The following is a 26,827-nucleotide window of genomic DNA, read 5'->3' as shown; positions in this document are numbered from 1 at the left end:
CCCCGAAACAGGAGAAGCACACCATGTACCTGGTCACCATCGTCTACAACCAGCCGTCCGATCCGGAGGCTTTTGACGACTACTACGCGGCCAAGCACCGCCCACTGGTGGACGCGATCCCGGACGTCCAGCAGTTCACGATGGCCAAATGCGACCCGCTCGACGGCAATCCACCCGCGGCCTACGCACTGGCGCAGTTGGCATTCGAGTCGAAAGAACAGGCGGGACAGGCGTTGGCGTCAGGACCCGGACAGGCGGCCGCGGCCGATGTGGCGAATTTCGCCACCGGCGGCATCACCCTGCTGTTCTCGGCGGCATAGCCGGCGGCAGGGCGTGGTTCGGGGCGCGAAACCGCCCCGGACTGATGCCCGCCAAGCGGCGGAACACCCGGCCGAAATGGGACACGTCCCGGAACCCCACCTGCTCGCTGATCGTCGCGACCGACAGGTCCGTGGTCAGCAGCAACGACTTCGCACGCTCGACCCGGGCCTCGTACAGCCATGCGCTCGGAGTACGTCCGGTCGTCTTGACCAGCTTCTGCACGTTGCGCAACGACATACCGCTCATGCTCGCGACATCCGAGAGGGTCAGTTCCGCGTCGTGCAGGTTCTCTCCGATCACGCGTTTGATGCGCGCGAGGTCCTGGGCGTGGAACGACTCGGCCTCGGCATCCTCCCGTGCGTCGTCGATAATCGTCGCCGACAGCATCTCGATCGCCGACAACGAGAAAGACGATGCCGCCGCAGCGGACACCGGGGTCGCCGCCAGGTCGGTCAGCAGCCGGCCGACGATGGCCGAGGCCCCGGTGGCCGGACCGAACGATCGGCCGGTCGCGAGATGCGAGTACGCACCCGGCAGCCGCGCCGCCATCGCGCTCCCCGGTATCCGGACGACGACCTGCCCGAAGGTCGCACGAGAATGAAAGACGAAGGGTGCCCCGAGATCGAGCAAGGCGAAGGAGCCACGTTCGAGTTGTGCGGTTCGTCCGGATTGGCGGACTTCGACATGTCCGCCGGTGACGAGGCAGACCAGGTAGTCCGCGCTCGCGTCGGACCGGATCATCTCCGGACTGCGGACCACGGTCTGTGCGTCGCAGCGGATCGTGCTGATGTGCAGGTCGCCGAGTGGTCGCCCACCCCACTCGGCGTCCAGTCCGCTGCGGCTCTCCGGCCACGCCACATCCATCTCCGCATACAGATGCCCCAGAGTGCTCCGCCATTCGCTGCGCCCCTCGTCGACATCCAGCTCGGATGTCCGGAGCGCGACAACAGCAGCAGTCTCCGGCTCGGTTCGCGGAGAGTCATGTGACTGTTCGTTCTCGGTCATGGTCGGCCACACCTCAAGCTCTTAGTGTTCTACGTCACAGGGACGTGGCCGCCACGATATACCGAGATCCACCTCCCTGGCGAGTGGCGACCAATCGCCATGCGCGACAACACAACATCTTCGCAAGACTCCGTTCGGAGCCGGAAATCCCCACCATCAGGAGGAAGAACCGATGACCGCAGCACCGATGACGACGCCGGAGACGAGCACCGTCAACGACGTCCGGCCCATGACCGGCGCCGAATACCTCGAGTCGCTCCGCGACGGCCGGGAGATCTATTTCCGCGGCGAGCGCGTCGACGACGTCACCACGCACCCGGCATTCCGGAACTCGGCCCGGTCGGTGGCCCGGATGTACGACGCGCTGCACGAACCCGACGCCGCCGGGGTGCTGGCCGTCCCCACCGACACCGGCAACGGAGGCTTCACCCATCCGTTCTTCAAGACCGCCCACAGCGCCAACGACCTTCTCCAGGCCCGCGACGCCATCGTCGCCTGGCAGCGGGAGGTCTACGGGTGGCTGGGCCGTTCACCCGACTACAAGGCGTCCTTCCTCGGCACGCTCGGCGCGAACGCCGACTTCTATGGCGAGTACAAGCAGAACGCGCTCGACTGGTACAAGAAGTCGCAGGAGCGGGTCTTGTACCTGAACCACGCCATCGTGAACCCGCCGATCGACCGCGACAAGCCGGCCGACGAGACCGCCGACGTCTGCGTCCACGTGGTCGATGAGACCGATGCCGGCCTCATCGTCTCCGGCGCCAAGGTGGTGGCCACCGGATCGGCCATCACCAACGCGAACTTCATCGCCCACTACGGACTCCCCCTGCGCAAGAAGGAATTCGGGCTGATCTTCACCGTCCCGATGGACTCCCCGGGTCTCAAGCTGCTGTGCCGCACCTCGTATGAGATGAACGCCGCGGTGATGGGCACCCCGTTCGACTATCCCCTGTCGAGCCGGTTCGACGAGAACGACGCCATCATGGTGTTCGACCGGGTGCTGGTGCCGTGGGAGAACGTGTTCGCCTACGACGCGGAGACGACCAACGGTTTCGTCATGAAATCGGGCTTCCTGAACCGCTTCATGTTCCACGGCTGCGCGCGGCTCGCGGTCAAACTCGACTTCATCGCCGGGTGCGTGATGAAGGGCGTGGAGATGACCGGATCAGCCGGCTTCCGCGGTGTGCAGATGCAGATCGGTGAGATCCTCAATTGGCGCGACGTGTTCTGGGGTCTCTCGGACGCGATGGCCAAGTCGCCCGATGAGTGGGTGAACGGCGCGGTGCAGCCCAATCTCAACTACGGCCTCGCCTATCGGACCTTCATGGGCGTCGGTTACCCGCGGATCAAGGAGATCATCCAGCAGGTTCTCGGCAGCGGCCTGATCTACCTGAACTCCCACGCCGACGACTGGAAGAACCCGGATATCGAGCCCTATCTCAACCAGTACGTCCGCGGATCGAACGGGATCGCCGCCATCGACCGGGTGCAGCTGCTCAAGCTGCTGTGGGACGCCGTCGGCACCGAGTTCGGCGGACGCCACGAACTGTACGAGCGCAACTACGGCGGCGACCACGAGGCCGTCCGCTTCCAGACGCTGTTCGCCTACCAGGCGACCGGTCAGGATCTTGCACTCAAGGGCTTCGCCGAGCAGTGCATGTCGGAATACAACGTCGACGGATGGACCCGACCCGACCTCATCAACAACGACGACCTGCAGATCGTCCGGAACCGACGGTGAGCACGATGACCCGGCCAACCGACGTGACAGATCTGGAACCGTCGCCACTCCGGATGCGAAAAGCGCTGGGCCGGTTCGCGAGTGGTGTGACCATCGTGACGACAGCCGAGAGCGAGGACGAGGCGTCGGTGCACGGCATGACCGCGAACGCCTTCACCTCGGTGTCCCTCGACCCACCACTGGTGCTGGTGTCGATCGCGAACCGGGCGAAGATGAACGCCAAGATCGGCGAGACCGGCCGCTACGGGGTCTCGATCCTCGCGGGCGATCAGGAACCGCTGTCGCTGCATTTCGCGGGCGCCACGAGTGAACCCGACCTCGTCCGGTTCACCTGGCGCAAAGGCGTGCCGCTCCTCGACGGTGCGCTTGTGCACCTGTCGTGTACGGTCACCGATTCGCATCTGGCCGGTGACCACACCCTGCATGTCGGTCGGGTGGAGGAACTCTGGTACGACGACGGTCGCCCACTGCTCTTCTACACGGGCAGTTTCCGGGCCCTGGATCTCCAGGGAGGAGACGAGCACTGGGGGTTTTGACCCGGTGATGTGGCGCGCTGCCGGGCGCGACGACGTCGAGGCCCGGCAGCGTGTGCCGCTCAGCGGTACAGATCGTTGGACAGTTTCGAAAACGGGGCACATAGTGGCAGCCAATTCGCCGCCCCGTGGGAGCAAGGAAGGTTGGTCATGGCAGCACTGCAGACCGTTCAGAAGATAGGACCGGTCCTGGATCTGTTCACGGTGGCCCGTCCGGAGTGGGGTGTGTCGGAGGTGGCAACAGAGATCGGGGTGCCGCGCTCGAGTGCCCACGCCCTGTTGTCCTCGCTGGTCGACATCGGCCTGCTGCAGTGCCGTTCACGGGGCCGCTATCGCATCGGCTGGCGGATCGTGGAACTGAATCAGACGCTGCAGGGCACGGTCGACGTGAAGACCTGTGCGGCGCCGATCCTGCAGTCGCTGTCCGAGCAGTACGGCGAGACCACGCATCTGGCGATCATGGAGCGCTACCAGGTCATGTACGTCGACAAGGTGCTCGGCAATCACGTGATCAACGTGTCCGGCGCCCGGATCGGCTCACGCCTCGACGCCCATTGCAGCGCGGTCGGGAAGGCCATGTTGGCCTACCGCGACCCCAGCGAGATCGATCGCAATGTCACCAACAAACCGTTGCGGCGCTTCACCTCGTCGACGATCACCGACCCCGATGCGCTGTCGCGCGAGCTGCAGGCGGTGCTGCGCCAAGGCTGTGCGGTCGACGCCGGCGAGGCGGTGCCCGAGGTGCACTGTGTCGCCGCGCCGATCCGCGACGAGATGGGCGTGGTCGTCGCGGCGATCTCGATCACGGCGCCGGCCAGCAGGTTCATGGCCGCTCAGCACGAGTTCCGCCGAGCGGTGATCGCCGCCGCCGGCGCGGTCACCAAGTCTCTGAGCGCCTCGCTGCCCGCCCTCGCCCAGGTGGAGATCGACAGCCCGACGCTGCATGCGGTGGCGGGGTGATCGATCAGTGGTCGGCGAGCTGACGCGACAGGCCGAGCGCCGCGGTCCGGACGGCCGCGGCCGCTTGGTCGAGATTGATGCGGTTGTGCCACCCCGACACCGAGATCCCGGCGACGACCTCACCGTCACCCCCAACCACAGGACTCGCGACACAGACCACGCCGGGCCGGGACTCCTCGAGGTCGTAGCTGACGCCACGCTCCCGGATGCGCGCCAGTTCCGACCGGAACAACCCCGGGTTGGTGATGGTCCGTTCGCTCAGTCGCTTCAATCCCCCCGCGAGGATCTCGTCGACGACGCCGGACGGGGAGAACGCGAGGATCGCCTTGCCGACCCCCGTCCCGTGTGCCGGCCACCGGCCGCCGGCGCGGGTGGGCAGCGGCGGGGCCAGTGGACTGCGCAGAACGTCGAGATAGACCACCGAGGGGCCGTCGAGGACCGCCAGGTGCACCGAGTGGCCGGTCGCCTCGCGCAGATCGCTCATATAGGGCACCGCCGCGTCGCGCAGATCCCGACGTCGGGGAACCCGCTGCCCAAGCTCGAACAGGCGCAGCCCCAAGCGATAACGCGTGCCCTGGCGTTCCAGCAGCCCGTTCTCGGCGAGCTCACCGCAGATCCGTTGCGCACTGGACTTGGAGATCTCTGCGCGGCGGGCGATCTCCGAGACTCCGAGACCGAGTTCGGCGGCGCCGACCACGTCAAGAATTCTGACCACACGAGCAACCGAGCCAAGTTCATTATTGTGCCGCTGTGCGGCACGTTCCTCTTGCATGATTGCCTATCGTGCCGCACCCTGACCGCCGAGCACAACGCATCATCGCCCATCGCTGTGCTCCCCGAAGAGAAAGCAGATCCCATCAATGGCTGATCACGTTCGGGCCGCCGCCGAGGCTCTTCTCGGCGCCTATCGCTCGATGACCCCGATCGACCCGCTCACCCCGCAATTCGCCGACGCGCCATTGTCGGTGGCATACGAGATCGCCCTCGCCCAGGTGGAGGACTGGGAGAAGAACGGTGACACCGTCAAGGGCCACAAGGTGGGGCTGGCATCGCGGGCCATGCAACGCCAGGCGGGCGTCGACCAACCAGACTTCGGCCACCTCACCGCGAGCATGTTCCACCTCGAGCACGCACCGATTCCCAGCGGCAGCTTCATTCAGCCCCGCATCGAACCGGAGTTCGCGTTCGTGCTCGGCAAGCCGCTCCAAGGGCCCGGTGTCACGGTCGCCGAGGCCGCGGCCGCCGTCGACTTCGTCCTTCCGGCCCTGGAGATCGTCGATTCCCGTATCCGGGACTGGAAGATCGGAATCTTCGACACCGTCGCCGACAACGCGTCGTCGGGCGGTGTGGTGCTGGGCTCGCGCCCGTCACGGCTGTCGGATGTGGACCTGCGCTTGGCCGGATGCAATCTGCATGTCAACGGCGAGCTGATCGCCACCGGCGCCGGCGGTGCCGTACTCGGGTCACCTCTCAACGCCCTTGTGTGGCTGGCGAACACCGTCGGTCCGTTGGGTGTCACGTTGGAACCGGGTCACGTCGTGCTGCCGGGATCGATGACCAGGGCGGTACCGATCGCGCCGGGCGACACGGTGGTTGCCACCGTCGCCGGGCTGGGCAGTGTGACCGCAGTGATGGAAGGTGAGACGAAATGACCGAGCAGACCGACACCGAGTGGAATGCGGCACGAGTCGCCGACATCCTGCTGACCGCTGAACGATCACGGACCGCACGCACCTCGATCCAGCACGAATGGCCCGGGCTGACGCTTGACGTCGCCTATGCCGCACAAGACATCGCTCTCGCCGACCGGCGCTCGCGGGGCGAGACGGTCACCGGCATCAAACTCGGCCTGACCTCACGCGCCAAGCAGCAGCAGATGGGTGTCGAAGAGCCGAGCGTCGCGTGGCTCACCGACGCGATGGTCCTGCCCACGGGCCTGCCGGTCCCCCGCGACCGTCTCATCCACCCGCGGGCCGAACCGGAGATCGCCTTCGTCCTGGGCCGGCCGCTGACCGGTCCGGGAATCACTGCCGCACAGGCGATGGCGGCCGTTGACTACGTGACGTCGGCGATCGAGATCATCGACAGCCGCTACTCCGGCTTCAAGTTCACGCTCGCCGACGCGGTCGCGGATAACAACTCGTCGGGCGTGTACGTCACCGGACCTGTGCTGCGTCGGGTCGACGAGATCGACCTGAGCCTCGAGGCCTGCCTCCTGGAGGTCGACGGCGACATCGTCGACTCCGCCACCGGATCGGCCGTCCTTGGTCACCCGGCGGAGGCACTGGCGTTCGCCGCCAACACGTTCGGTGCCCGCGGCGTGACGCTGGAGGCGGGCTGGGTGGTGCTCACCGGCGGCATGACCGATGCGGTCGCGGTCGAGCAGGGCAGCCGGGTTTCGGCACACTTCACCTCGTTGGGTTCGATCACCGTGGCAGGTGGCTGACGACGATGCCCTTCATCGACGTGACCATCGCGCAAGGCCGTACCCCGGAACAGATCCGCGCGCTCATGCACGAACTCACCGAGGCGGCACACCGCGCGATCGGTGCGCCCATCCCGAACATCCGCGTCGTGGTTCGGGAGGTCCCCACCACGCACTGGGCGGCCGGGGATGTGACGATCGCCGAGCGCCAGGCCGCCGAATCCGCCTGAGGAGCGAGGCGCCGGCCGAGCATCACCACCTGATCCCGAAGGATCCCTGAGGAGCGAGGCGCCAGCCGTGCGTCATGAAGGGCCGCCGGCCACACAAACCTGTCGGTGCCGGGTTGTAGGTTGTTGTCAGCAGGAAGAGCAGAGCAATGAGGGGCCGCGACACCCGCTGTACCGGGTGGTCGCACATCAGAGATGAACGTGGGTGTCCTGCAGCCGTGTCCGGATCTCTGGAAGGTCGCTCGTGCCCTCGTCTGTTGGCTCGTCCGCCGAAACGCCGTTGTGGCGTGGCCTGCCGGCCGACTACGTGGGCGATATCGACCTCGATCAGGCCGATGACGCCGACATCAACGATCTGCTGCTGGGGATGACCGACATCGACCGCGGGCACTCGTATCTGTCGTATACGGACTATCGATACGCCGCAGTCCTGTTCGATCATCTCGTCGCCACCCGCGAGCACACCGACGGTTACGTCGTCGACGGTTTCGCCGATGCCGCCACCCGCATTGCACAGCTGCGCACGATGACCCGCCATCAGGCCGAGGTCCTGCTCGATGAGGCCATCACGTTGCGCGACCGGCTCCCGAACGTGTTGGAGTGCCTGGGTGACGGGGTGATCACCCAACGGCAGGCCCGCACGATCATCACCGGCACCGACCTGATCGACGGCCAGGACTACGCACCCCTGGTCGACGCGCAGATCGCCGCACGCCTGCGCGCCGGATCGTACTCGGCGCAACGCCTGCGCGACATGGTCGACCGCATCATCTTCCGCCAGGACCCCGACGCCGTGCGGCAGCGTCGCAAAGATGCCCTCGACCGCCGGGGCGTGTGGCTGGACAACCGACGCGACGGAACCGCCGAGTTGACCGGGGTGATGTCGGCGGAGAACGCGCGGATCGCGTACGCGAACATCGAGACGGTGGCCGCCCGGGTGTGCGCGCATGACGGTCGCACCAAGAATCAGCGGCTGTCGGATGCCGAGTTCGCGCTGCTGTCCGGTAGCGACTTCACCTGCGAATGTGGCCGCGACGACTGCCCGATCACCGCCGCGACCCTCGATCTCGACACCAACCCCGACACCGACTCCGACGGTGACGGCGAGCGTGGCTCGGCCGGGTCGACCGCCGTGGTGGCGGTGGCGGCGAAGGTGGTCATCCACGTGGTCACCGACGAGGCCACCCTGGCGGGCCGGGCGGACAATCCCGGCTACATGGACGGGCACGGCGTCATCGACGGCGCCCACGTCCGTGAACTCGCCGCCCGCCCCGACGCACGGATCGCTCACCTGATCCCGCCGGGTACCCCGATGAACCCCGACGGCACCTTCACCCTGCCCGGGTCGTTGCCGTCGGACCCGTACCGGCCGACGACCGCGCTGGACACGTTCATCCGCATCCGCCACGGCTACTGCAGCGAACCCGGCTGCGGCAAAAGTGCGTGGGAGTGCGACGGCGAGCACGTCGGCGAATACAACCACGACAACCCGGCCGCCGGTGGGCAAACCACCTCGGAGAACATGAACCCGAAATGCCGTCCCTGGCACCTGCTGAAAACCTTCGGCGGGTGGCTCGATGACATGTGGCGTGACGCCAGCGGACGGCTCCGGACCCAGAGCATCACGCCGGAGGGTCTGGTCATCGACGGGGAAGCCGAAACCCTCGAAGACCTCTTCCCCGGGCTGCGGCGCATGCGGTTCACCGCCCCACCGCACGCCCCACCACCCGACAGCAGCCACAACCCGCAACGCCCGACCCGCACCCGCAGTCGGACGGCGAACAAACACGCCCGACGCCGGGCAGAAAGGAACCGAAACCGCAAACGCAACAACGAGGGCCCACCACCACCCTTCTGACACGACCACCAGCCTTGCGAGTCAGCCGGGCGCCGCGGCACGCGCCGAGATCTCGTCAGCTCGTGCACCGCTCGCCGGGACACCCGCAATACCCCAGTTCTCCGGGGCCACTTCGATGATTTGACCGCGGACCTGTGCCCGGTCGACGTCGAGGACGTCGACGATCAGATCTGTGAATGCGCGCAGCAACTCGTGGCGCTGAGACGCCGGGCGACCCACGAGAACGATCGCGGTGAAGTACGGAGCCACCGCCCCGCCGTCGGCGACGATCCTACCGGCCACCGCGATCGAGGCGGGGTCGTAGTGCACGACGAATGCACGCACGCGCTCGATCGGGGATTCCAGCACCCGTGAATACGCCGCGCTCGCCTCGAGGAGCAGCCTTCGCTCCTGGTCGGGTGTGGCGTATCCGGACGGAAGGTGAAAATGGGCGATGGGCATTGAGTATTCCTCTGTCTCAACCTATTCCGTGGCGGGTGCCACCGTCCGCGGCGAGCACGCTCCCGTGCAGCACGGACGCCTCGGGTGCGAGCAGCATCTCGACGAGCCAGGCGATCTCCTCGAGTGTGGGGAGCCGGCCCAGTGAGGTCTTCGACCGGTACCGCTCCCAGATCTCATCCATCGGCCGGCCCGTTTGGGCCGATTCCGTCTCGACGAACGCACGCAACCGTGGAGTGTCGATCGGACCGGGTGCGATCGTGTGGGTGGTGACCCCCCTGGGCCCGTACAGGGCGCTGATCTGGCGCATCAGGTTGAGCAGTGCGGCATTCGCGGTTCCGGGTCCGGCGTCGAGCGGACCGGGTTCCAGGCCCAGTGATCCGGCGATGGCCACGAACCTCGAACCCTCGACGAAGTGGTCACGCACGGCGTGCAGCAGACGGACCGGTCCGGCGACCTTGATGTTGGCCGCCGTCGCCAGGGCGGAGGGTTCGATGTTGTCCGCCGAACCCTTCACGGGCAGGCCGGCCGCGAACACCGCCAACCGGACCGGTCCCTCGAGATGGGCCCGGATCCGCTCGACGGCGTCGTCGCTGCCGATATCGGCGGGGCAAGCTGTGATGAGTTCACTTGTCGTCGAGAGCTTTTCCAGATCCTCCAGCGATCTCCCGACGGCGACCACGCGGTAGCCACGGCCGACGAGACGGTCGGTGATCACCGATCCCATCGCGCCGGTCGCGCCGACCACCACGCATGTTTCGACTGTCATGGTCACTCTCAGTGTCGGAGCCGGATGGTCACCGCACGCGGCTCGGTGAAGAAGTCGCGCGAGTACTGACCACCCTCCCGACCGAGGCCGCTGATGCCCTCGCCGCCGAACGGCAGACGCAGATCGCGCTCGAAGAACGTGTTGATCCACACCGTGCCGGCCTTCCACCGTGCTGCCATGCGGTGGGCACGATTGAGGTTCTGGGTGAACAGCATTCCGGCGAGCCCGTAGGGCGAGTCGTTGGTGATGCGGAGCGCCTCCTCTTCGGTGCCGAAACCGAGGACGGTCTCGACGGGACCGAAGATCTCTTCGCGTGCGGTCCGCGACTCGTTGGTCAGGCCGGCGATGACGGTGGGCGGATAGTAGAAGCCGCCGGCGTGGTCGGCATCGCGGAGTCGTTCACCGCCGGTGATGATCTTGCCACCCTCCTCCTGCGCCAGCTCCACGTAGCCATGCACCTTGTCCAGGTGGCGTTGCTCGATGAGCGGCCCCATGAAGGTGCCGGGATCCTTGGGGTCGCCGACGGTGAGCTTGCGGGCCTCGTCGGCGAATCGTTCGAGGAACTCGTCGCGGATGGAGTTCTGCACGAGCAGCCGCGAACCCGACAGGCACACCTGGCCGTTGCCGCCGAAGATCGCACGGATCGACATGGGGACGGCGATGTCGAGGTCTGCGTCGGCGAACACGATGTTGGCCGACTTGCCGCCCATCTCCGCCGACACCGGGGTGTGGTTGGCCGCGGCGGCCTGCAGGATCTTGACACCGGTGGCGCTCGAGCCGGTGAACGTGATGCGGTCCACCCGCGGGTCCGAGGTGAGCGGTCCGGCGACGGCCTCACCGCCGAAGCCGTGCACGACGTTGAGCACACCCGCCGGCAACCCGGCCTCGAGGGCGATCTCGGCGAAACGGTTGGCGGTCAACGGCGTCTGCGGCGCCGGTTTGAGCACCGCGGTGTTGCCGAAGGCCAAGGCGGGCGCGATCTTCCACGTCGCGAGCATCAGTGGCGCGTTCCACGGGCTGATCGCCGACACCACACCCGCGGGTGGGTAGAGCACATAGGACAGGAGATCACCGTCGGGGTAGGCCTCGTTGGCCGCCATCGCCACATAGTCGGCGAAGAACCGGAAGTTGTGTGCGACGCGCGGGATCTCGGCGTGCAGCGACTGCGTGATGGTCTTGCCGCCGTCTCGGGTTTCCATCTGCGCCAGTTCTTCCCGATGATCGTCGACAGCGTCGGCGACCGCGTGCAGGATCTTGGCGCGTTCCTTGGGTGGCATCTGTGGCCACGGCCCGTCGTCGAACGCCTTGCGCGCGACGTCGATGGCCGCGGCGCCGTCGTCGGCGGTGCCGCGCGCCACGGTGGCCAGCAGAGCGCCGTCGTGCGGGTCGCGGGATTCGAAGGTGGCCCCGTCGGAAGCGGCCTTCCATTGGTCGCCGATGAGATGGCGGACCTCGATGGGCGTGCTCGTCGTCATGTTTGCTGTGTCCACATCTGTCGCGGTCATACCGACGCCACCGCCGGCGTCTCGTAGGTGCGACCCGCGAGTTCGGACGCGACGTCGATGATCATGTCCTCCTGCCCACCGATCACACCACGACGGCCGAGTTCGAGGAGGATTTCCCGGGTCGAGATCCCGAACTTCTTCGCTGCGCGCTTGGTCGGGTGGAAGAAGGTCGAGTAGACGCCCGCATAGCCGAGGACGAGCGCGGTCTCGTCGACGATCTGCGGTTCCTTCATCAGCGGGGCCACGACATGCTCGGCGGTGTCGATGAGCGGGAACAGGTCAACGCCGGTGTGCCAGCCGGCCCGCTCGAAGGCGGCGGCGAGGACCTCGGTTTGTGCGTTGCCGGCGCTCGCACCCAGCCCGCGCAGCGAGCCGTCGATGAAGGTGGCGCCGTTCTCGGCTGCCGTCAATGCGTTGGCGATCCCCACGCCGAGGTTGTTGTGGGCGTGGAAGCCGATGTCGGCGCCGATCGCAGACCGCAGCGCGGCGACCCGGGCGCCGGCCTGCTGCGGCACCATGGCGCCCGCCGAGTCGACGACATAGACGACGTCGGCGCCATAGGAGTCGAGTTTCGCCGCCTGTTCGGCGAGTGGTTCGGGGGCGAGTTTGTGGCTCATCATCAGGAAGGTCATGACGGTGAGGCCCTTGTCCTTGGCCCATTCGACGGGCTGCTGGGCGCAGTCGGCCTCGGTGCAGTGCACCGCGACGCGCACCGTCTTGATGCCCGCGTCGATCGCACCCTGCAGTTCGTTCAGGGTGGCGATACCGGGGACGTAGAGGGCGGCGATGTCGGCGTTCTCGACCGCCCCGACGGCGGCTCGCACGTACTCGGGGTCGGTGGCGGCGGCGAAACCGTACTGGATCGACGACGCCCCCAGTCCGATGCCGTGGGCGACCTCGATCGTCGGGATGCCCGCGCGATCGAGGCCGGCGGCGATGGCCGCGACGTTCTCGGTGGTGAACTGATGCGACACACTCGACATGCCGTCGCGCAGGGTGGTGTCGACGAGCGTGACCTTACGGTCCGGGTTCGCCGCGGCGGTGCCGTTGGTATGGGTGGCGCTCACTGTGCTGCTCCTGTCACGAGGTTCTGCTGGGCCATCACGTCGGCGACGCGCACGGCGGCGGCGGTGATGATGTCGAGGTTGCCCGCGTAGGCGGGCAGGAAGTCGCCGGCACCGACGACCTCGAGCATGACGGTCACGAGGTCGCCCTCGACGTCGACGAGCTTCAGCGTGTAGCCAGGGACGTACTCGGCCACCTTGGCGACCATGTCGATGACCGCGCGCTCGATGGCAGCGGCATCGGGGTTGCGAACCTTGGCGTACACCGTGTCGCGCATGTTCATCGGCGGTTCGGCGGGGTTGATGACGGAGATCGCCTTGGCGCGGTCTGCGCCGGCGACTTGCGCCAGCGCACGGCCGGTCTTCTCACTGAACTCGCTGAGATTCTGCCGGGTGCCCGGGCCGGCGCTCTTGGAGGCGATCGCGGCGACGATCTCGCCGTACGAGGCGTCGGCGACCTCGTTGATCGCGTACAGGATCGGGATGGTGGCCTGCCCGGCACAGCTCACCATGTTCACGTTCGGTGCGCGCAGATGCTCCTCGAGATTGACGGCGGGGACGACATAGGGTCCCACCGATGCCGGCGTGAGGTCGATGGCGGTGATGCCGGCCTCGGCGTAGCGCGGCGCGGCGGCGGCGTGAATCTTCGCCGACGTCGCCTCGAAGACCAGATCCGGCAGATTCGGTTGTGCAAGAAGCCAATCCACACCCTCGGCCGAGGTTGTCAACCCCGATTGCCGGGCGCGCTGCAGGCCTTCGCTCTCCGGATCGATACCGACCATGTACACCGGGTCGACATGCTCGGATCGCAGCAGCTTGTACATCAGGTCTGTCCCGATGTTGCCCGACCCGACTATGGCGGCGGTCAACCGACTCATCTCGTTCTCCTTTACTCGCTGACGCGTTGGGACCGACCGTAGGTACTTCGTCCCCGGTGCCGGGTCGGTGCACGGGGTGCCCGGATCGAAGGAACCGATCTGATCGAGTTGTTCAGCAATGCCGAACACGGGTGACTGGGGTCACAGGAGGCGGCCATGCTCGTGTCACCACACATGGAAGGCACCATCGACCCGGTGCCGAACGATTCACCACAGGAGAACCGATGAGCGAGAACCTTGACCGCTTCGAGATCGCGCACCTGGCGCGGGTCGAACTGTTCAGCCCGAAGCCGCAGGAGACCCTGGACTTCTTCACGAGGTTCCTCGGGATGTACGTGACGCAGCGCGAGGGCCAGTCGGTCTACCTGCGGGGATACGAGGATCCTTACCCGTGGAGCCTCAAGATCACCGAGTCCGATCAGCCCGGAATGGGCCACGCCGCGCTGCGTACCAGCTCACCCGAGGCACTCGAGCGTCGTGCGCGGTCACTCAAGGACGCGAACGTCGACGGCACCTGGACCGACGATCAGTTCGGCTACGGCAAGACCTACGAGTACCAGACCCCCGACGGCCACAACATCTCGCTGCTGTGGGAGGCGGAGAAGTACGTCGCCCCGCCGGAGCTGCAGTCGAAGATCCTCAGCCGGCCGTCGAAGAAGCCGCTGCAGGGCGTTCCGGTCAAGCGCATCGATCACCTCAACCTGATGGCCTCCGACGTCACGGCGGTGAAGAAGTCGTTCGAGCGGCACCTCGGCTTCCGGACCACCGAGCGGGTCGTCGACGGCGAGGTGGAGATCGGCGCATGGATGAGCTCGAACATCCTGGGCCACGAGGTCGCCTGCATGCGCGACATGACCGGTCCGGGCGGGCGCCTGCACCACGTCGCGTTCTACTACGGCACCGGCCAGCACAACGTGGACGCCGCAGAGATGTTCCGCGACTATGACATCCAGATCGAGGCGGGCCCGGACCGGCACGGGATCACGCAGGGGCAGTTCCTCTACGTGTTCGAGCCGGGTGGCAACCGGATCGAGCTGTTCGGCGAACCCGGCTTCCTGCACCTTGATCCGTCGGCCGAGACCAAGACGTGGGAGATGTCCGACATCGACACCGGACTCGCGATCGGCGGGGCGAAGCTGCCCTGGGAGACCTACTTCACCTACGGCACCCCCAACCCACTCGCGCTGGACCGGCACATCGAGGAGTACGCCCACTTCGGCCCGGGCGCGGCTCCGGCCCCGGAGGCCGCCGACACGGACGAACCCGCCCCCGTCGGCGCGGGCGCACCGGCCTGACGCTGAGTTCTCTCCCCTGGCGCACCACCGCGGGCATCGGCCCACGGTGGTGCGTCGGTACGTCAGGCAACAACGTCTCCCGTCGACCGTGCGCACCCCCTCGTCCATCGTGCACACCCGCGCGTCCATCGTGCATCCAATTCCATTGAACGCGTTCCGAATTCCAGTGGTTGTGCACACCATCGGGGTTGGGCGTCATCCCTCTTCGACGATCACCGCCGCGTCGTCATCGTCGAGCAGCAAGCTCGATGTGGGGACTGTCGCAGGAGTCACCTCACTACCCGCGACTTAGGTCTCTAGCACGCTTGCCGCTGACGTGGAAGGGTCAGCAGTACCAGCGGAAAGGAGCGTCAGAGATGAACGTCGAGGAGTTGTACGCCGCCGCAAAGGACACGATGACGGTGAAACGGGTGTACGCCGAGCCGATAGAGCGCGACGGCCTGACCCTCATCCCCGCCGCGGCCGTCGCCGGTGGCGCGGGGAGCGGCAGCGGGCACGACAAGGACGGCGGTGAAGGTTCCGGCGGCGGATTCGGCACCGGCGCCAAACCGGCCGGCATGTACATCATCAAGGATGGTCAGGTTCGCTGGCAGCCGGCGGTGGATGCCAACAGGGTGATCACCGTCGCCGGCGTCATCGTCGTCACCGCACTGATTGTCGGCGCCCGGTTGGCCCGACTGATCCGCGACTCCGGATAGCGACACCACACCTGCACCTGCACGATCGACGTCGGGGTGCGCACGATCGAGATCGACGCCGGGGTGCGCACAGTCGACGTCGGGGTGCGCACGATGGACGTCGGGGTGCGCACGATCGACGCTGAAGCAGGTCAGTAGCGCTCGGCGAGCCACCCGTCGATCTCGGCGGCGGCCAGGCTTGCGCCGGTCGGCGCACCCTTGCGGATCGGCCCGCCGAAATGTGTTCCGGCAACCCGTGCCCGCGTGACGTCCGAAGCGCCGAGCGCCTCCGTCATCGCGTCGGCGTCGCGTGGGAAGCACGCCTGATCCCCGGTGAGTTCGATGAACAACGACGGTGCACGCACTCCGGGGGCGCACCGTAGGAAGTCGGCGTTGGTGCTCAGCCCCGACCATGTCGAGAGCCAGGCGTCCGGGGTGGCGAACCGGCCGAACCCGACGAGTCCGTAGTTCGTGAGGTCGGGCCGCCGACCGAACAGGGAACCGTAGGGCCGTTCGTTGCGGTCCAGGGACAAGTCGGTGAACCGGAGGTCGGCGTCGGTGCGGTATACGGTGAGCACGCGTGGCGCGAGCACGGCACGACGGTCGGCGGGGTCCGCCGATGTCGCGAAACGCTTCCGCGCCGCCGCCGCCTCGGCCACCCGTTCACGGGCGATCGCATCGATGCGTTCGACTCTGGCCAGCTGCGCGGCCCGGTACCGGTCGACGAATTCATCTGTATACGAGGATGATTCGGGTGGATCGGAGAATCCGTTCACCGGGTCGAACGCGTTCAGAACCGGGTCGACCGACAGCGGGTCGGACTCGTCGACCACCGACGGATCGATCAGGCGCATCAACAGCGCCCCTTGACCGGGGTGCGGGGCGAGGAAGATCGCCCCGTCGGGCACCGGCATATCCGTGCCGGCCAGATCCACCGGCCGGCCGGCGGGTGTTGCCGTGAGACGTTCCGAGGGCGCCAGCCCCGCCTGCTCGTGGTAGAACGCGAACAGCGTCCCCCCGCCGGAATGCCCGAGGGTGAGCACGCTCTCGAATCCCTTCTCGCGCAAGAAGACCTGCCCGGCAGCGACGTCGATCAGGGCTTGTTCGTGGAGGAGTGTCAGGTCGTTGTTCGGCGACCGACTCCCCTGCGTCCACACCGCGCATCCACGGGCGAGCAACTCCGGGACCAGTGCGTGGTGTGTGACGTCCTGCTTGGGATGCATGATCGCGACGACGGTCCGCGCATCCGGCACGGTGCGCAGCACTCCGGAGACCTTCGCCCCGTCGGAGGTGGCCAGTTCGTGGACCGACGTGACCGTCGATGTCGGTGCCGCGGCAGCCTCGATGTAGCGCCCGGCCCCCAGCCGGGTCACACCCGCGGTCACCGGGGCTCGATTCGCAGCGCGTCTTTGTCCCACTGGGTGATCCGGGAGCTCTGCAACCCGGCGATACTGCTGTACCACACCGCATGTCGCACGCCGGTCGCGCGCCGGTCGATGACGATCGGGAGATCGGAGGTCAGCCGGTAGTACGGGCCGACGCGGTCGATGCTCACCGTGGGGTCGTCGTCGGCGACCTTCGCGATCGTGGTGTTCTCCGGAACGTCGAGGATGAATACAGTGGTCATCGCGCGATCACCTCCGCGCCGGTCCGCGCGGAGTGCTGCCAGTCGGCGGCCCGCTCGACGATGAGCTCCGCCTTGCGCGCCAGCAGCGCGTCCATGCTGGGCGCCGGTCCGACGACCACGTCGAGCAGGGCGTCGATGGTCAGGTTGGCATCGAGGTCCTCCTGGGGAGTAACCGGCCGCAGCGCCCGGGTGATCTCGATCATGTAGCCGTTCGGGTCGTGGGTGTAGATCGACTCGATGGTCTCGTGCTGGATCTGCATCTCCACCGGCCACTCGCTGCCGTCGAGCCGGCGCCGGTACTCCATCAGTTCGTCCTCGCCGTCGACGTGGATGGCGAGGTGACGAGACCGGATGAAAAAGAGGGGAACATCCTCGGCGAACCGCGAATACGAATCGCCCTGCGGACCACCTTCGACGAACGGCTCGAGCCCGAAATAGTAGAAGAACGCCAGCCGGTCACCGTTGCCGATGTCGAAGAAGAAGTGGATGAAGTCGGGATGGCGCTCCGGTCCCCAGCCGGCCGCGCAGATCGAGTGCACGACCGGGAAGCCGAGGACGTCGCGGTAGAACCGGACGGTGCCCGCCGGGTCGAATGTCGGGTAGGCGACGTGGTCGACGCCGCGCGCGATATGCGGTAGATCGTTCATGGTTGAGTGCCTCCGTGGCTATGTTTTGACGACGACGCGGTGCGGTTCAGGCCGGCACGGATTCGGTTGCCGGTGGGGTGTCGCCGACGGCGGGTGCCATGTCGGCGCGTAGCAGGCTGCCCGCGCCCGGGATGGTGACCGGGAGGTGCAGCGCACGCAGGATGCTGTAGGCCCCAGACGTCGCCGCGGAGAGCACGGGTAGTCCGAACTCCTGCTCGGCGGTCTCGACCAACGAGAGCGACGGCATCTGGACGCAGGCGGAGATGACGAGGGCGTCGGCACCGCTGAGATCCAGCGACCGCGCCGCGGCCATCACCCGATCGGGCGCGATACACCCGACATCACAGTTGTCGGCGACCTCGAGTGCGCACCACGCGGTCACCTCGAAGCCCTCGGCGGCGATGTAGTCCACCACCTGCTGTGCGAGCGGGCGCATGTACGGGGTCACCAGCGCGATGCGTTCGGCACCGAGGGCGGTGAGACCCTCGACGAGTGCGCCCGCGCTCGACCGGATCATCGCGTCGGATCCCCCGGTCGCCAATTGCTCGGCGACCGCGGACTCGACCCGACGATGCTCGCCCGGCCCGCCGACCATGATCGCCACCAGGCAGGCGTAGAGGATGGCGTCGGGCGAGGCATCGGCGATCTCCAGAATGCAGCGCTCACGCTGCGCGTTCATCGCCCGCAGTTGTTCCGGCGAGACGGTGTGCATCCGCATCCGCGTCGAGTGGAACGAGAACGTCGCACCCGGATGACGCCCGAGGATCTGCGGCATCTCCGTCTCGACGGTCACGTTCGAACTGGGCACGACGAGCCCGATCCGATGGTCCACGGTCGTACGCTCCGAGCCCTGTTCCGTCATTTCTGCACCTTCCTGTCGAATTATTGACGTGTACGACAATTATTTGACGACTGCGAAGATTCGTCAACCCCCCTGGTAGAAGGGCCAAGGACCCACGTGGAGAGGCAGAATTGAGTGACACTGTTCACAGATCAGCCTTGACTTATCACCGTCATCGTCAAATAATCGACGCCAGCGTAAGCACCACGGTGACCGAACCCCAAGGAGTCAACACGCAATGGCATACGTGATCGGAGTGGACGTCGGTGGCACGTTCACAGATGCAGTTCTCGACGACGGCGACGGCCAGATCATCGCCGGCAAATCCCCGTCTACGCCACCGGACTACTCCCAGGGCGTCATGGACGTCCTGAACGTCCTTGCCGACCAACTCGGACGGCCCCTCGACGACATGCTCGCCGACACCCACCACATCGCCCACGGCACGACGAGTTCCCTCAATGCCCTGGTCATGGGCCAGGTGCCCGAGGTCGGATTCCTGACCACCAAGGGGCACCGCGACTCGATCTACATCATGAACGTCGAGGGCCGCTACCTCGGCCGCTCACCCGAACAGCTGCAGAATGTCCTCGCGCAGAGCAAGTCCCACGGGCTGGTCGACAAGCGGCACGCGCTCGAGGTCACCGAGCGCGTCGACCGCGACGGCCGAGTCGTCGTCGCCCTCGACGAGGACGAGGTACGTGCAACGGTCCGCCGCCTGCTCGACGACGGGATCTCCGCCATCGCCGTCTCGCTCCTGTGGTCCTTCCGCAATCCCGCCCACGAACAGCGGATCCGCGAGATCGTGCACGAGATCGACAGTTCGGTGTTCGTGTCCCTCTCCAGCGAGGTCAGCCCACGCATCCGCGAGTTCGCACGCAACGCGACCACCATCATGAGCACCCAGATCGGACCGGGTCTGCGCAGCTACCTCGGCCACCTCGAATCGACCCTGCGTGAGCACCGGCTCGCCGGCCCGCTGCTGGTGATGCAGAGCAACGGCGGCGCGGTCGCCGCAGCCGAGGCACCCTCGAACGCGATCTCAACCGTCGGCTCGGTCCTGACCGGCGGTGTCGTCGGATCGGTCTCGCTCGGCAAGCAGCTCGGCCACCGCAACATCATCGCCACCGACGCCGGCGGGACCACCTTCCTCGCCGGCCTCATCGTCGACGGTGAGCCGGTCCGATCGTCCACGACGATCATCAACCATCACCCCATCAACGTGCCGACCCTCGAGGTCCACGCAATCGGATCGGGTGGCGGCGCGATCGCGTGGCTCGACGCCGGCGGCAACCTACAGATCGGTCCGCACAGTGCCCAGGCCGTACCCGGACCGGCCTGCTACGGCCAGGGCGGCACCGAGCCGACGAACACCGACGCCAACCTCGTCCTCGGCATTCTCCCCGAGCGAGGGCTGCTCGGCGGCCGCAAGGCCCTCGATGTGAACCTGGCCCGCGAGGCGATCCGCACCCGGATCGCCGAACCGCTCGGCCTGTCCGTGGAAGACGCGGCCGCCGCCATCTACGAGGTGCAGAACGCACAGACCGGAGACCTGTTGCGTAAGACCGTGGTCGAGGCCGGCCATGACCCGCGTGATTTCATCGTCTACGCCTTCGGCGGCTCCGGCCCCGCGCACTGCGGTCGGTACGCTCAGGAGATCGGGGTCACCGACGTCGTCGTGCCACTCGGCCCGGTCGCCTCCGCCTTCTCCGCTTACGGCCTCGCGTCGTCGGATATCGTTCTGGCGAAGGAACTCTCGGACCCGGCGGCCATGCCACTCGATCCGGCGCGCGTCGAGGAGAACTTCCGCCTCCTCGAAGATCAGGTCCGCGAGATGCTCGGACGTCAGGGCCTGACATTCTCGCGCATCGACATCGAACGCGAGATCGACATGCGCTACACCATGCAGCTCGCCGAGGTGGCCACCCCGGTGCCCGACGGATCACTGAGCGCAACCGAGATGGCCCAGGTGTCCGATGCGTTCGAGCAGCGCTACGCCGACCTCTACGGCAAGGACAGCGGATTCCGCGAGGCCGGCATCCAGGCCATCACCTATCGGGTGCGGGGCACCGGCGTCCTGCCGTTCACCCCGGAGCTGCCCGAGTTGAAGAGTGCCGAATCGCGCGATGCCCACTCCGCCCGCAGTGCCGTACGCAAGGTGTGCCTCGACGGCAGGCGCGGCTACGTCGACACCGACATCTACGACTACGCGAAACTACGCTCGGGACACGTCATCCCCGGACCGGCCGTCATCGAGGTCCCCACCACGACGGTCGTCGTCCCGGCCGGAACCACAGGCACCATCGACCATCTCGGCAATCTGACCATCTCCGTCGACCAGACCAACGCCCAGGAGCGCTGATCATGACCGCACCCATTCCCGGCTCCGAAGGCTTCTCCAGCCGTCCGATCGACCCGGCGGTGCTACACCGCTCGCTGCCGCCGACGCTGCCGGTCCACACCGTCACCCAAGAGCAGATCGACGCCGTCGACCCGCTCACCTACGAGGTGATCCGCCACCGCCTGTGGTCGGTGACCGACGAGATGGGCGAAGCCCTCAAACGGATGTCCGGCTCACCCATCGTCACCGACGCCAACGACTTCGACTTCGCCATCAGCGACGAAGTGGGACAAGAGGTTCAGGTCGGCCTGTACAACACGATGCTGGTCGGCGCGGTCGACCTGGCCGTCTACTGGACTCTGCAGAACCGGGCGACGAACCCCGGTATCACCGAGGGCGACATGTTCCTCTGCAACGATCCGTGGGTCGGCGGGGGCCTGCACCAGAGCGACGTCATCGTGTTCCAGCCCGTATTCTACGACGGCAAGCTGTTCGCCTGGACCAGCGCGATCTGCCACGAACCCGACCTGGGCGGTTCGGGTCTCGGCTCGTTCGACCCCGGCGCGTCGGATGTGTTCTCCGAATCGGTCCCGACCCCGCCGATCAAGGTGGTGCGTGACTTCGAGCTCCAGCGCGACGTGGCCGACGTGTGGGTCCGGCGGTCCCGCGTACCCATGCTCGTCGGGTTGGACCTGCGCGCGAAGATCGGCGCCAACACCGTCGGCCGCAACCGGCTAGTCGCGGTGATCGAGCAGTACGGCGCGGATACCGTCAAGGCGGTCATGAAGCGCATGATGAACGACGCCGAATCTCGTTTGCGCACAAAGCTGTCGGCGCTGCCCGACGGCACCTGGAAGGCCACCGGTTATCAGGATCAGGCGCAGACCGGGGACCGTGGCGTACACAAGATCACCGTCGCGATGACCAAGCACGACGACCGACTGAGCTTCGACTTCACCGGCACCGACCCGCAGACCGGCGTGATCAACTGCACCTACGCGGGCATGCGCGGGGGCGTGATGCTCGCCCTGCTGCCGATCCTGGCCGGTGACATCCCGTGGTCGGCGGGTGGGCTGATGCGGTGTTTCGACCTGATCTCCGAGGAGGGCACGATCAACAACGCGACCTTCCCAGCGGCGGTGAGCCGCGGGCCGATCGGACCCGCCTGGCTGACCGGAAACCTTGTCGCGGAATGCCTGTCGCAGATGCTCGACCGGTCGGTGGATCTCGGCAAGAGCGTGCAGGCGGCGTGCTGCGGCACCTGGGACACCGCGGTGGTTGCCGGGCTCGACGAGCGCGGCGAACTGCCCGCACCGTTCCTGAACATCCTGATGGAACCGATGGCCGGCGGCTACGGCGGACGGCCCGTCGCCGACGGCATGGACACCGGCGGCCTTTTCTGCATCCCGATGGGCCGGATCCCCGACACCGAGATGACCGAGTTCCTCTATCCGCTGCTCACCCTCTGGCGCCGCGAGGAGCCCGATTCCGGTGGGCCCGGACGGCATCGGGGTGGGGTCAGCGCCTCGCTGGCGGTCACCCCCTACGGGACAAGCCTGCCCATGGGTCTGGTGTTCGCATCTGCGGGCAAGGCGGTCGCACAGAACTCGGGTTTGGCCGGCGGCTATCCCGGCAACACCGGCCTCGAGATCCTCGCCCGCGAGGCGGGGGTGGACGAGTTGCTTCGTTCCGGAACGATTCCCGGCTCCATCGAGGAGCTCGGCGGCACCAAGGAGATCGGCGCCTGCTACGCGGAGAGCTATCTCGCGCCGGGCGAGGTGCTGTACATGCACTGGCAGGGCGGCGGCGGCTACGGCGATCCGCTGCTGCGGGAACCGGCGGCGGTGGCCGCGGACGTGCGCAATGGCAAGGTCACCCCTGAGGGCGCGCGCGCCGGCTACGGCGTGCTGGTGACCGGCGGAGTCCTCGACGAGGACGCGACCCGGCGCACGCGGGACACCATGCGGGAGGAGCGCCGAAACCGTTCGACGACATCGGGTTCCGAGGCCGTCATGCTCGACCTGTCGCTCGCGCGGCGCCTCGACGACAACCTCGTCGAGGTGACAGTCGACGGTGACCATCTCGTCGGGTGCGCACATTGTGGCCGGAAGCTCGGGGACGCCCGCACCGGCGAACTCGACCTCGCCCGATTCGAGGGACCCTCGACAGCGGCCGGTCCACAGGTGACCTCCGATCCGGCCCAGTATGTCGACACCCCGGTCGTCTTCCGCCAGCAGTGCTGTCCCGGTTGCTGGACCGCGGTGTACTCGGGCATCGTCCCCGCCGATCACCCCGACCATCTCGCCGACCTGACCCGCCTGCTCCCAGCGGTGGCCGCCCGATGACGTCGACCGACACGCACCTTCCCGGCGCCGGGCACGGCGCCCTGTCGGACGGGGACGGGCGACTCGTCCGGTACCCGCCCGACCGGGTGGCGACCTACCTCGCCGACGGCGCCTGGCGTCGGGAGCCGCTCGGACGCAGCTTCCACAACATCGCCACGCGGTTCCCCGACCGTCCCGCGGTGATCACCGCACACGCGGCGATGACCTACGCCGAACTCGACGCCCGCACCGATCGAGTGGCCGCCGGCCTGATCGGGCTCGGCCTCGAGGTTGGCGACCCAGTGATCTTCCAGCTCACCAACCGACTCGACACCGTGGTGGCGTGGTATGGGTGCGTCAAGGCAGGACTGATCCCGGTCGCGACACTCGCCGCGCATCGCCGCCACGAGATCTCCGACATCAGCCGCAAGATCGGCGCGGTTGCGCACATCGTCGAGGCCGGTGGCAGTTTCGATCTGATCGGCTTCGCGCTCGGTCACGGTGTCGGCCATCCGACCATGCGGCACGTCATCACGGTCGGCGCACCCGCGCCGGAAGCATTGTCGATCACCGGGACCGGCGGCGGAGCAGCACCGGCGGAGAGCCGACTCGAGTCCCTGGGCGTCGATGTCGGGGATTCGGTGGCGCGCCAACTCGTCGAACAGATCGAACGCCACATCACACCGACCGATGTGGTCGCTTTCCAGCTGTCCGGCGGTACGACCGGCACTCCCAAGGTGATCCCCCGGTTGCACGGCGAGTACTGGAATAACGCGCTCTGGTACGCGCAGAGCCTCGGCTGGACCGAGGACACCCGGGTGGCCCACCTGATCCCGATCATCCACAACGCGGGTATCAGCTGCGGACTGCACGCCGCGCATTCGGTCGGGGCCTGTCTGGTGCTGGCGACCGCCGACGCGCGGTCGGCGTTCGCACTGATGGACCGGAGCCGGGCCACCGACGTCCTGATCGGCCACGGGCATTATCAGGCACTTGAGTTGCCCGAATTCGACAGGGCACGAGTACATCTGCGCACCGTGGTGCTGTCGGGCGCGAAGGTGGGAGCGGAACTGTTCGCGCGGGCCGACTCCGGTGACGGGCGGCGCGCGGTACAGCTGTTCGGTATGTCCGAGGGGCTCTTCACGGTGACACCTCGCGACGCACCGGCGCGGGCCCGGCAGACCACCGTCGGCACCCCCATAGCCGACGACGACGAGATCCGCATCCTCGAACCCGGATCGGAGACGCCGGTACCGGACGAGCAGATCGGCGAATTGTGTTGCCGGGGCCCGTATACGATCCGCGGCTATTTCGACGCCGCAGACCACAACGCGATCGCCTTCACCTCAGAGGGCTTTTACCGGACCGGCGACCTCGCCAAGATGACCGTCATCGACGGTGTGCGCTACCTGAGCATCGAGGGGCGCATCAAGGACGTCATCAACCGAGGCGGCGAGAAGGTGAACGCCGGCGAGATCGAACTGCTCCTGGTTCGTCATCCCGCGGTGGCCACCGCCGCGGTGGTGGCCATGCCCGACGTGCGGCTGGGCGAGAAGGCCTGCGCATACCTCGTGCCCACCGACAATGAGCGACTCACGTTGCGCGACATACAAGATCATCTCGCAGGCCTCGGCGTCGCGAAGTACAAGTGGCCCGAACGCATCGAGTGGCTATCCGAATTGCCCCAGACGAACGTGGGGAAGGTCGACAAGAAGCGGCTACGTCGGGACATCGAGACCAAGGTCATCGACGAGAACGTGGCCCTGACAGACGAAGATCGGACATCATGAAACTCACCCGCATCGCGGTCCTCGGCGGCGGACCCGGCGGCCTGTACGCGGCCCGCCTGCTCAAACTCCGCCACCCCGACGCGAACGTCGTCGTCTACGAACAGAGTTCCCCGGACACCACCTTCGGTTTCGGCGTCGGCCTCGCCTCACGGACCCAACGCAACCTCCGGGACGCGGACTCCGCATCGCTCGACGAGATAGTGGACGCCTCCTGGCCACACGAGATGTCGATGCAGGTGAACGGGAACGTGGCGCGGATCTCGCATGGCGAGTTGCTCGCCATCGGCCGCACCGACCTGCTCGCCGTGCTGCAGAAACACGCGCGGCACGCGGGCGTCGAGTTGCGCTTCGGGGAACGCCGCCGGCCGGCCGAGGTCGACGCGGACCTGGTGATCGCCGCCGACGGTATCAACAGCGCCGCCCGGCAGGATCTCATCGACGACTTCCGTCCCCACATCGACACCGGCGCCGGCCTCTACCTCTGGTGCGGAACGGATTTCGCGTTGCCCAGCGCGGTGTTCACCCCCGTCACCACCGAACACGGCACCTTCGTGGCCCACGCGTATCCGTACGCATCCGACCGCAGCACCTTCCTGATCGAAACCGACGAGACCACCTGGCGCAATGCGGGATTCGACGTCACGACCGATCAGACGGCGCCGCAGGACAGCGATGAGAAGTCCCTGAAGTACCTGCAGGACGCGTTCGTCGAGGCCCTCGACGGGCATCCGCTCATCGGCAACCGCACGCGGTGGATGCGATTCCGCACGGTGTCGTGCGAGCGGTGGCACACCGGGAACGTGGTCCTGCTCGGCGACTCCGCCCATACCGCGCACTATTCGATCGGCTCGGGCACCAAGCTCGCGATGGAGGATGCGATCGCGCTCGACCGCGCGATCGCCTCGGCCGCCACGCTCGAGGACGCCCTCGACACCTACGAGCGCGTGCGGCGTCCCGATGTCGAGTACCTGCAGGAGATCGCGGTGCGCAGCGAGCTGTGGTGGGAGTCGTTCCCGGCACGCACCGACCTTCCGGTCGAGCAGCTCATGCTGGCCTACATGACCCGCGCCGGGAAGGTTTCTGTCGAGCACTTCCTCGAGTACGCACCGGACGTCGCCCGACGGGGACTCGCGGCCTACGCGGGCGTGTCGGCAGAGGAGGTCCCAGGCGCCAACGGAATCGAGGCGTGGGTTCTGCGGCAGCCCCTCGACCACCGCGGGCAGCAATTCGCATCGCGTCGCGCCCAGCCCACGCTGCACGACGATCCGGAGACGCAGATCGTCGACGTGCGCATGGGGTCCGCCTGGTCGCCGGACGCCGACGCGCTCGTGGCCGACCCACCGGAGTGCCGCGCCATCTGGCTCACCGGCGACGACACCCGGACCGCGGTGCTGACCCGGCTCGATCTCGCCGAACGGCTGACCCACACTACAGATGCGCTCATCATCGTCGAGGCTCCACATGCGAACCACTCGGACCTGGTGGCCGGCCTCGTGAGCGCCCGCACCCATCTCGTTTCGCTCACGACGGCCACGTCTCGATGACCCGACCATGCCTCACC

General features: G+C 67.2%; 25 protein-coding genes. 14 read left to right on the top strand and 11 right to left on the bottom strand.

Annotation, left to right across the window (positions count from 1 at the left end; genetic code table 11):
* The first annotated feature begins 23 nt into the window (after positions 1 to 23).
* Positions 24 to 320 (top strand): EthD family reductase, encoded by a 297-nt coding sequence (locus GORHZ_RS13090; protein ID WP_006333742.1) that lies wholly within the window; start codon positions 24 to 26, stop codon positions 318 to 320.
* Here the strand turns inward: GORHZ_RS13090 and GORHZ_RS13085 are convergent.
* Complete coding sequence (locus GORHZ_RS13085; protein WP_051998867.1) at positions 295 to 1,326, bottom strand: helix-turn-helix transcriptional regulator; 1,032 nt, start codon at positions 1,324 to 1,326, stop codon at positions 295 to 297. The genes GORHZ_RS13090 and GORHZ_RS13085 overlap by 26 nt on opposite strands.
* Before the next feature lie 172 nt (positions 1,327 to 1,498).
* On the opposite strand from GORHZ_RS13085, the gene GORHZ_RS13080 reads away from it, so the two are divergent.
* From GORHZ_RS13080 to GORHZ_RS13070, 3 genes are all read left to right on the top strand, one after another.
* The gene (locus GORHZ_RS13080) at positions 1,499 to 3,067 is read left to right on the top strand and encodes a 4-hydroxyphenylacetate 3-hydroxylase family protein (protein ID WP_006333740.1); all 1,569 of its coding nucleotides are present in this window, start codon (positions 1,499 to 1,501) and stop codon (positions 3,065 to 3,067) included.
* Between the two features lie 5 nt (positions 3,068 to 3,072).
* Positions 3,073 to 3,603 carry a flavin reductase family protein gene (locus GORHZ_RS13075; RefSeq protein WP_006333739.1) on the top strand — a complete coding sequence of 177 codons (531 nt, stop codon included), beginning with the start codon at positions 3,073 to 3,075 and terminating at the stop codon, positions 3,601 to 3,603.
* 147 nt (positions 3,604 to 3,750) lie between these two features.
* The gene (locus tag GORHZ_RS13070) at positions 3,751 to 4,560 is read left to right on the top strand and encodes an IclR family transcriptional regulator (protein WP_006333738.1); all 810 of its coding nucleotides are present in this window, start codon (positions 3,751 to 3,753) and stop codon (positions 4,558 to 4,560) included.
* A gap of 4 nt (positions 4,561 to 4,564) precedes the next feature.
* On the opposite strand, the gene GORHZ_RS13065 is transcribed toward GORHZ_RS13070, so the two are convergent.
* Entirely contained in the window at positions 4,565 to 5,332 is a 768-nt protein-coding gene (locus GORHZ_RS13065; protein WP_006333737.1) for an IclR family transcriptional regulator, read from the bottom strand.
* A gap of 88 nt (positions 5,333 to 5,420) precedes the next feature.
* Here GORHZ_RS13065 and GORHZ_RS13060 point away from each other — a divergent pair, with 88 nt between their 5' ends.
* The 4 genes from GORHZ_RS13060 to GORHZ_RS13045 all read left to right on the top strand — a co-directional run bounded on the left by GORHZ_RS13060 (position 5,421) and on the right by GORHZ_RS13045 (position 9,070).
* The gene (locus GORHZ_RS13060; RefSeq protein ID WP_006333736.1) at positions 5,421 to 6,212 is read left to right on the top strand and encodes a 2-keto-4-pentenoate hydratase; all 792 of its coding nucleotides are present in this window, start codon (positions 5,421 to 5,423) and stop codon (positions 6,210 to 6,212) included.
* Positions 6,209 to 7,006, top strand: coding sequence for a 2-keto-4-pentenoate hydratase (locus tag GORHZ_RS13055; RefSeq protein WP_006333735.1), 798 nt, complete (start codon positions 6,209 to 6,211; stop codon positions 7,004 to 7,006). The genes GORHZ_RS13060 and GORHZ_RS13055 overlap by 4 nt, the downstream gene beginning before the upstream one ends.
* Before the next feature lie 5 nt (positions 7,007 to 7,011).
* Positions 7,012 to 7,215 (top strand): tautomerase family protein, encoded by a 204-nt coding sequence (locus GORHZ_RS13050; RefSeq protein ID WP_006333734.1) that lies wholly within the window; start codon positions 7,012 to 7,014, stop codon positions 7,213 to 7,215.
* A 241-nt stretch (positions 7,216 to 7,456) separates the two neighbouring features.
* A complete protein-coding gene (locus GORHZ_RS13045; RefSeq protein WP_006333733.1) occupies positions 7,457 to 9,070 on the top strand; it encodes a DUF222 domain-containing protein in 1,614 nt (537 codons plus the stop codon).
* A 21-nt stretch (positions 9,071 to 9,091) separates the two neighbouring features.
* Here the strand turns inward: GORHZ_RS13045 and GORHZ_RS13040 are convergent, their stop codons facing one another.
* Genes GORHZ_RS13040 through GORHZ_RS13020 form a run of 5 tightly spaced genes read right to left on the bottom strand, consistent with a single transcriptional unit; the run spans position 9,092 to position 13,724 of the window.
* Positions 9,092 to 9,511: a tautomerase family protein gene (locus GORHZ_RS13040; RefSeq protein WP_006333731.1), complete on the bottom strand. Its 420-nt coding sequence runs from the start codon at positions 9,509 to 9,511 to the stop codon at positions 9,092 to 9,094.
* 16 nt (positions 9,512 to 9,527) lie between these two features.
* Positions 9,528 to 10,277: an SDR family NAD(P)-dependent oxidoreductase gene (locus GORHZ_RS13035; protein ID WP_006333729.1), complete on the bottom strand. Its 750-nt coding sequence runs from the start codon at positions 10,275 to 10,277 to the stop codon at positions 9,528 to 9,530.
* Positions 10,278 to 10,285: 8 nt separating this feature from the next.
* A complete protein-coding gene (locus GORHZ_RS13030; protein ID WP_040531751.1) occupies positions 10,286 to 11,752 on the bottom strand; it encodes an aldehyde dehydrogenase in 1,467 nt (488 codons plus the stop codon).
* Between the two features lie 26 nt (positions 11,753 to 11,778).
* Complete coding sequence (gene dmpG, locus GORHZ_RS13025) at positions 11,779 to 12,849, bottom strand: 4-hydroxy-2-oxovalerate aldolase (RefSeq protein ID WP_006333721.1); 1,071 nt, start codon at positions 12,847 to 12,849, stop codon at positions 11,779 to 11,781.
* Entirely contained in the window at positions 12,846 to 13,724 is an 879-nt protein-coding gene (locus GORHZ_RS13020; protein WP_006333720.1) for an acetaldehyde dehydrogenase (acetylating), read from the bottom strand. Before GORHZ_RS13020 ends, dmpG begins: the two co-directional genes overlap by 4 nt.
* A gap of 224 nt (positions 13,725 to 13,948) precedes the next feature.
* Here GORHZ_RS13020 and GORHZ_RS13015 point away from each other — a divergent pair, with 224 nt between their 5' ends.
* Together GORHZ_RS13015 and GORHZ_RS13010 are read left to right on the top strand one after the other, a co-directional pair.
* A complete protein-coding gene (locus GORHZ_RS13015) occupies positions 13,949 to 15,019 on the top strand; it encodes a VOC family protein (protein WP_006333719.1) in 1,071 nt (356 codons plus the stop codon).
* A gap of 356 nt (positions 15,020 to 15,375) precedes the next feature.
* On the top strand, positions 15,376 to 15,717 hold the full coding sequence (locus GORHZ_RS13010) for a spore germination protein GerW family protein (protein WP_006333718.1): 342 nt from the start codon (positions 15,376 to 15,378) through the stop codon (positions 15,715 to 15,717).
* A 131-nt stretch (positions 15,718 to 15,848) separates the two neighbouring features.
* Here GORHZ_RS13010 and GORHZ_RS13005 read toward each other — a convergent pair whose 3' ends face one another.
* From GORHZ_RS13005 to GORHZ_RS12990, 4 genes are read right to left on the bottom strand one after another with little or no spacing between them, the layout of a single operon-like run.
* Positions 15,849 to 17,081: a hypothetical protein gene (locus GORHZ_RS13005; RefSeq protein WP_006333717.1), complete on the bottom strand. Its 1,233-nt coding sequence runs from the start codon at positions 17,079 to 17,081 to the stop codon at positions 15,849 to 15,851.
* Positions 17,078 to 17,323, bottom strand: a complete 246-nt coding sequence (locus GORHZ_RS13000; RefSeq protein ID WP_006333716.1) for a hypothetical protein — start codon at positions 17,321 to 17,323, stop codon at positions 17,078 to 17,080. The genes GORHZ_RS13005 and GORHZ_RS13000 overlap by 4 nt, the downstream gene beginning before the upstream one ends.
* On the bottom strand, positions 17,320 to 17,970 hold the full coding sequence (locus GORHZ_RS12995) for a VOC family protein (protein ID WP_006333715.1): 651 nt from the start codon (positions 17,968 to 17,970) through the stop codon (positions 17,320 to 17,322). Before GORHZ_RS12995 ends, GORHZ_RS13000 begins: the two co-directional genes overlap by 4 nt.
* Before the next feature lie 46 nt (positions 17,971 to 18,016).
* Positions 18,017 to 18,832 carry a maleate cis-trans isomerase family protein gene (locus tag GORHZ_RS12990; protein ID WP_006333714.1) on the bottom strand — a complete coding sequence of 272 codons (816 nt, stop codon included), beginning with the start codon at positions 18,830 to 18,832 and terminating at the stop codon, positions 18,017 to 18,019.
* 217 nt (positions 18,833 to 19,049) lie between these two features.
* Here GORHZ_RS12990 and GORHZ_RS12985 point away from each other — a divergent pair, with 217 nt between their 5' ends.
* From GORHZ_RS12985 to GORHZ_RS12970, 4 genes are read left to right on the top strand one after another with little or no spacing between them, the layout of a single operon-like run.
* Positions 19,050 to 21,173: a hydantoinase/oxoprolinase family protein gene (locus GORHZ_RS12985; protein ID WP_006333706.1), complete on the top strand. Its 2,124-nt coding sequence runs from the start codon at positions 19,050 to 19,052 to the stop codon at positions 21,171 to 21,173.
* Between the two features lie 2 nt (positions 21,174 to 21,175).
* Positions 21,176 to 23,497, top strand: a complete 2,322-nt coding sequence (locus GORHZ_RS12980) for a hydantoinase B/oxoprolinase family protein (protein WP_006333698.1) — start codon at positions 21,176 to 21,178, stop codon at positions 23,495 to 23,497.
* Complete coding sequence (locus GORHZ_RS12975) at positions 23,494 to 25,266, top strand: (2,3-dihydroxybenzoyl)adenylate synthase (protein ID WP_006333696.1); 1,773 nt, start codon at positions 23,494 to 23,496, stop codon at positions 25,264 to 25,266. Before GORHZ_RS12980 ends, GORHZ_RS12975 begins: the two co-directional genes overlap by 4 nt.
* Positions 25,263 to 26,810 (top strand): FAD-dependent monooxygenase, encoded by a 1,548-nt coding sequence (locus GORHZ_RS12970; RefSeq protein WP_006333694.1) that lies wholly within the window; start codon positions 25,263 to 25,265, stop codon positions 26,808 to 26,810. Before GORHZ_RS12975 ends, GORHZ_RS12970 begins: the two co-directional genes overlap by 4 nt.
* Positions 26,811 to 26,827: the final 17 nt, after the last annotated feature.

Source organism: Gordonia rhizosphera NBRC 16068, from assembly GCF_000298195.1.
Lineage (GTDB): Bacteria > Actinomycetota > Actinomycetes > Mycobacteriales > Mycobacteriaceae > Gordonia > Gordonia rhizosphera.
This window is presented reverse-complemented; position numbering and strand designations above follow the sequence as displayed.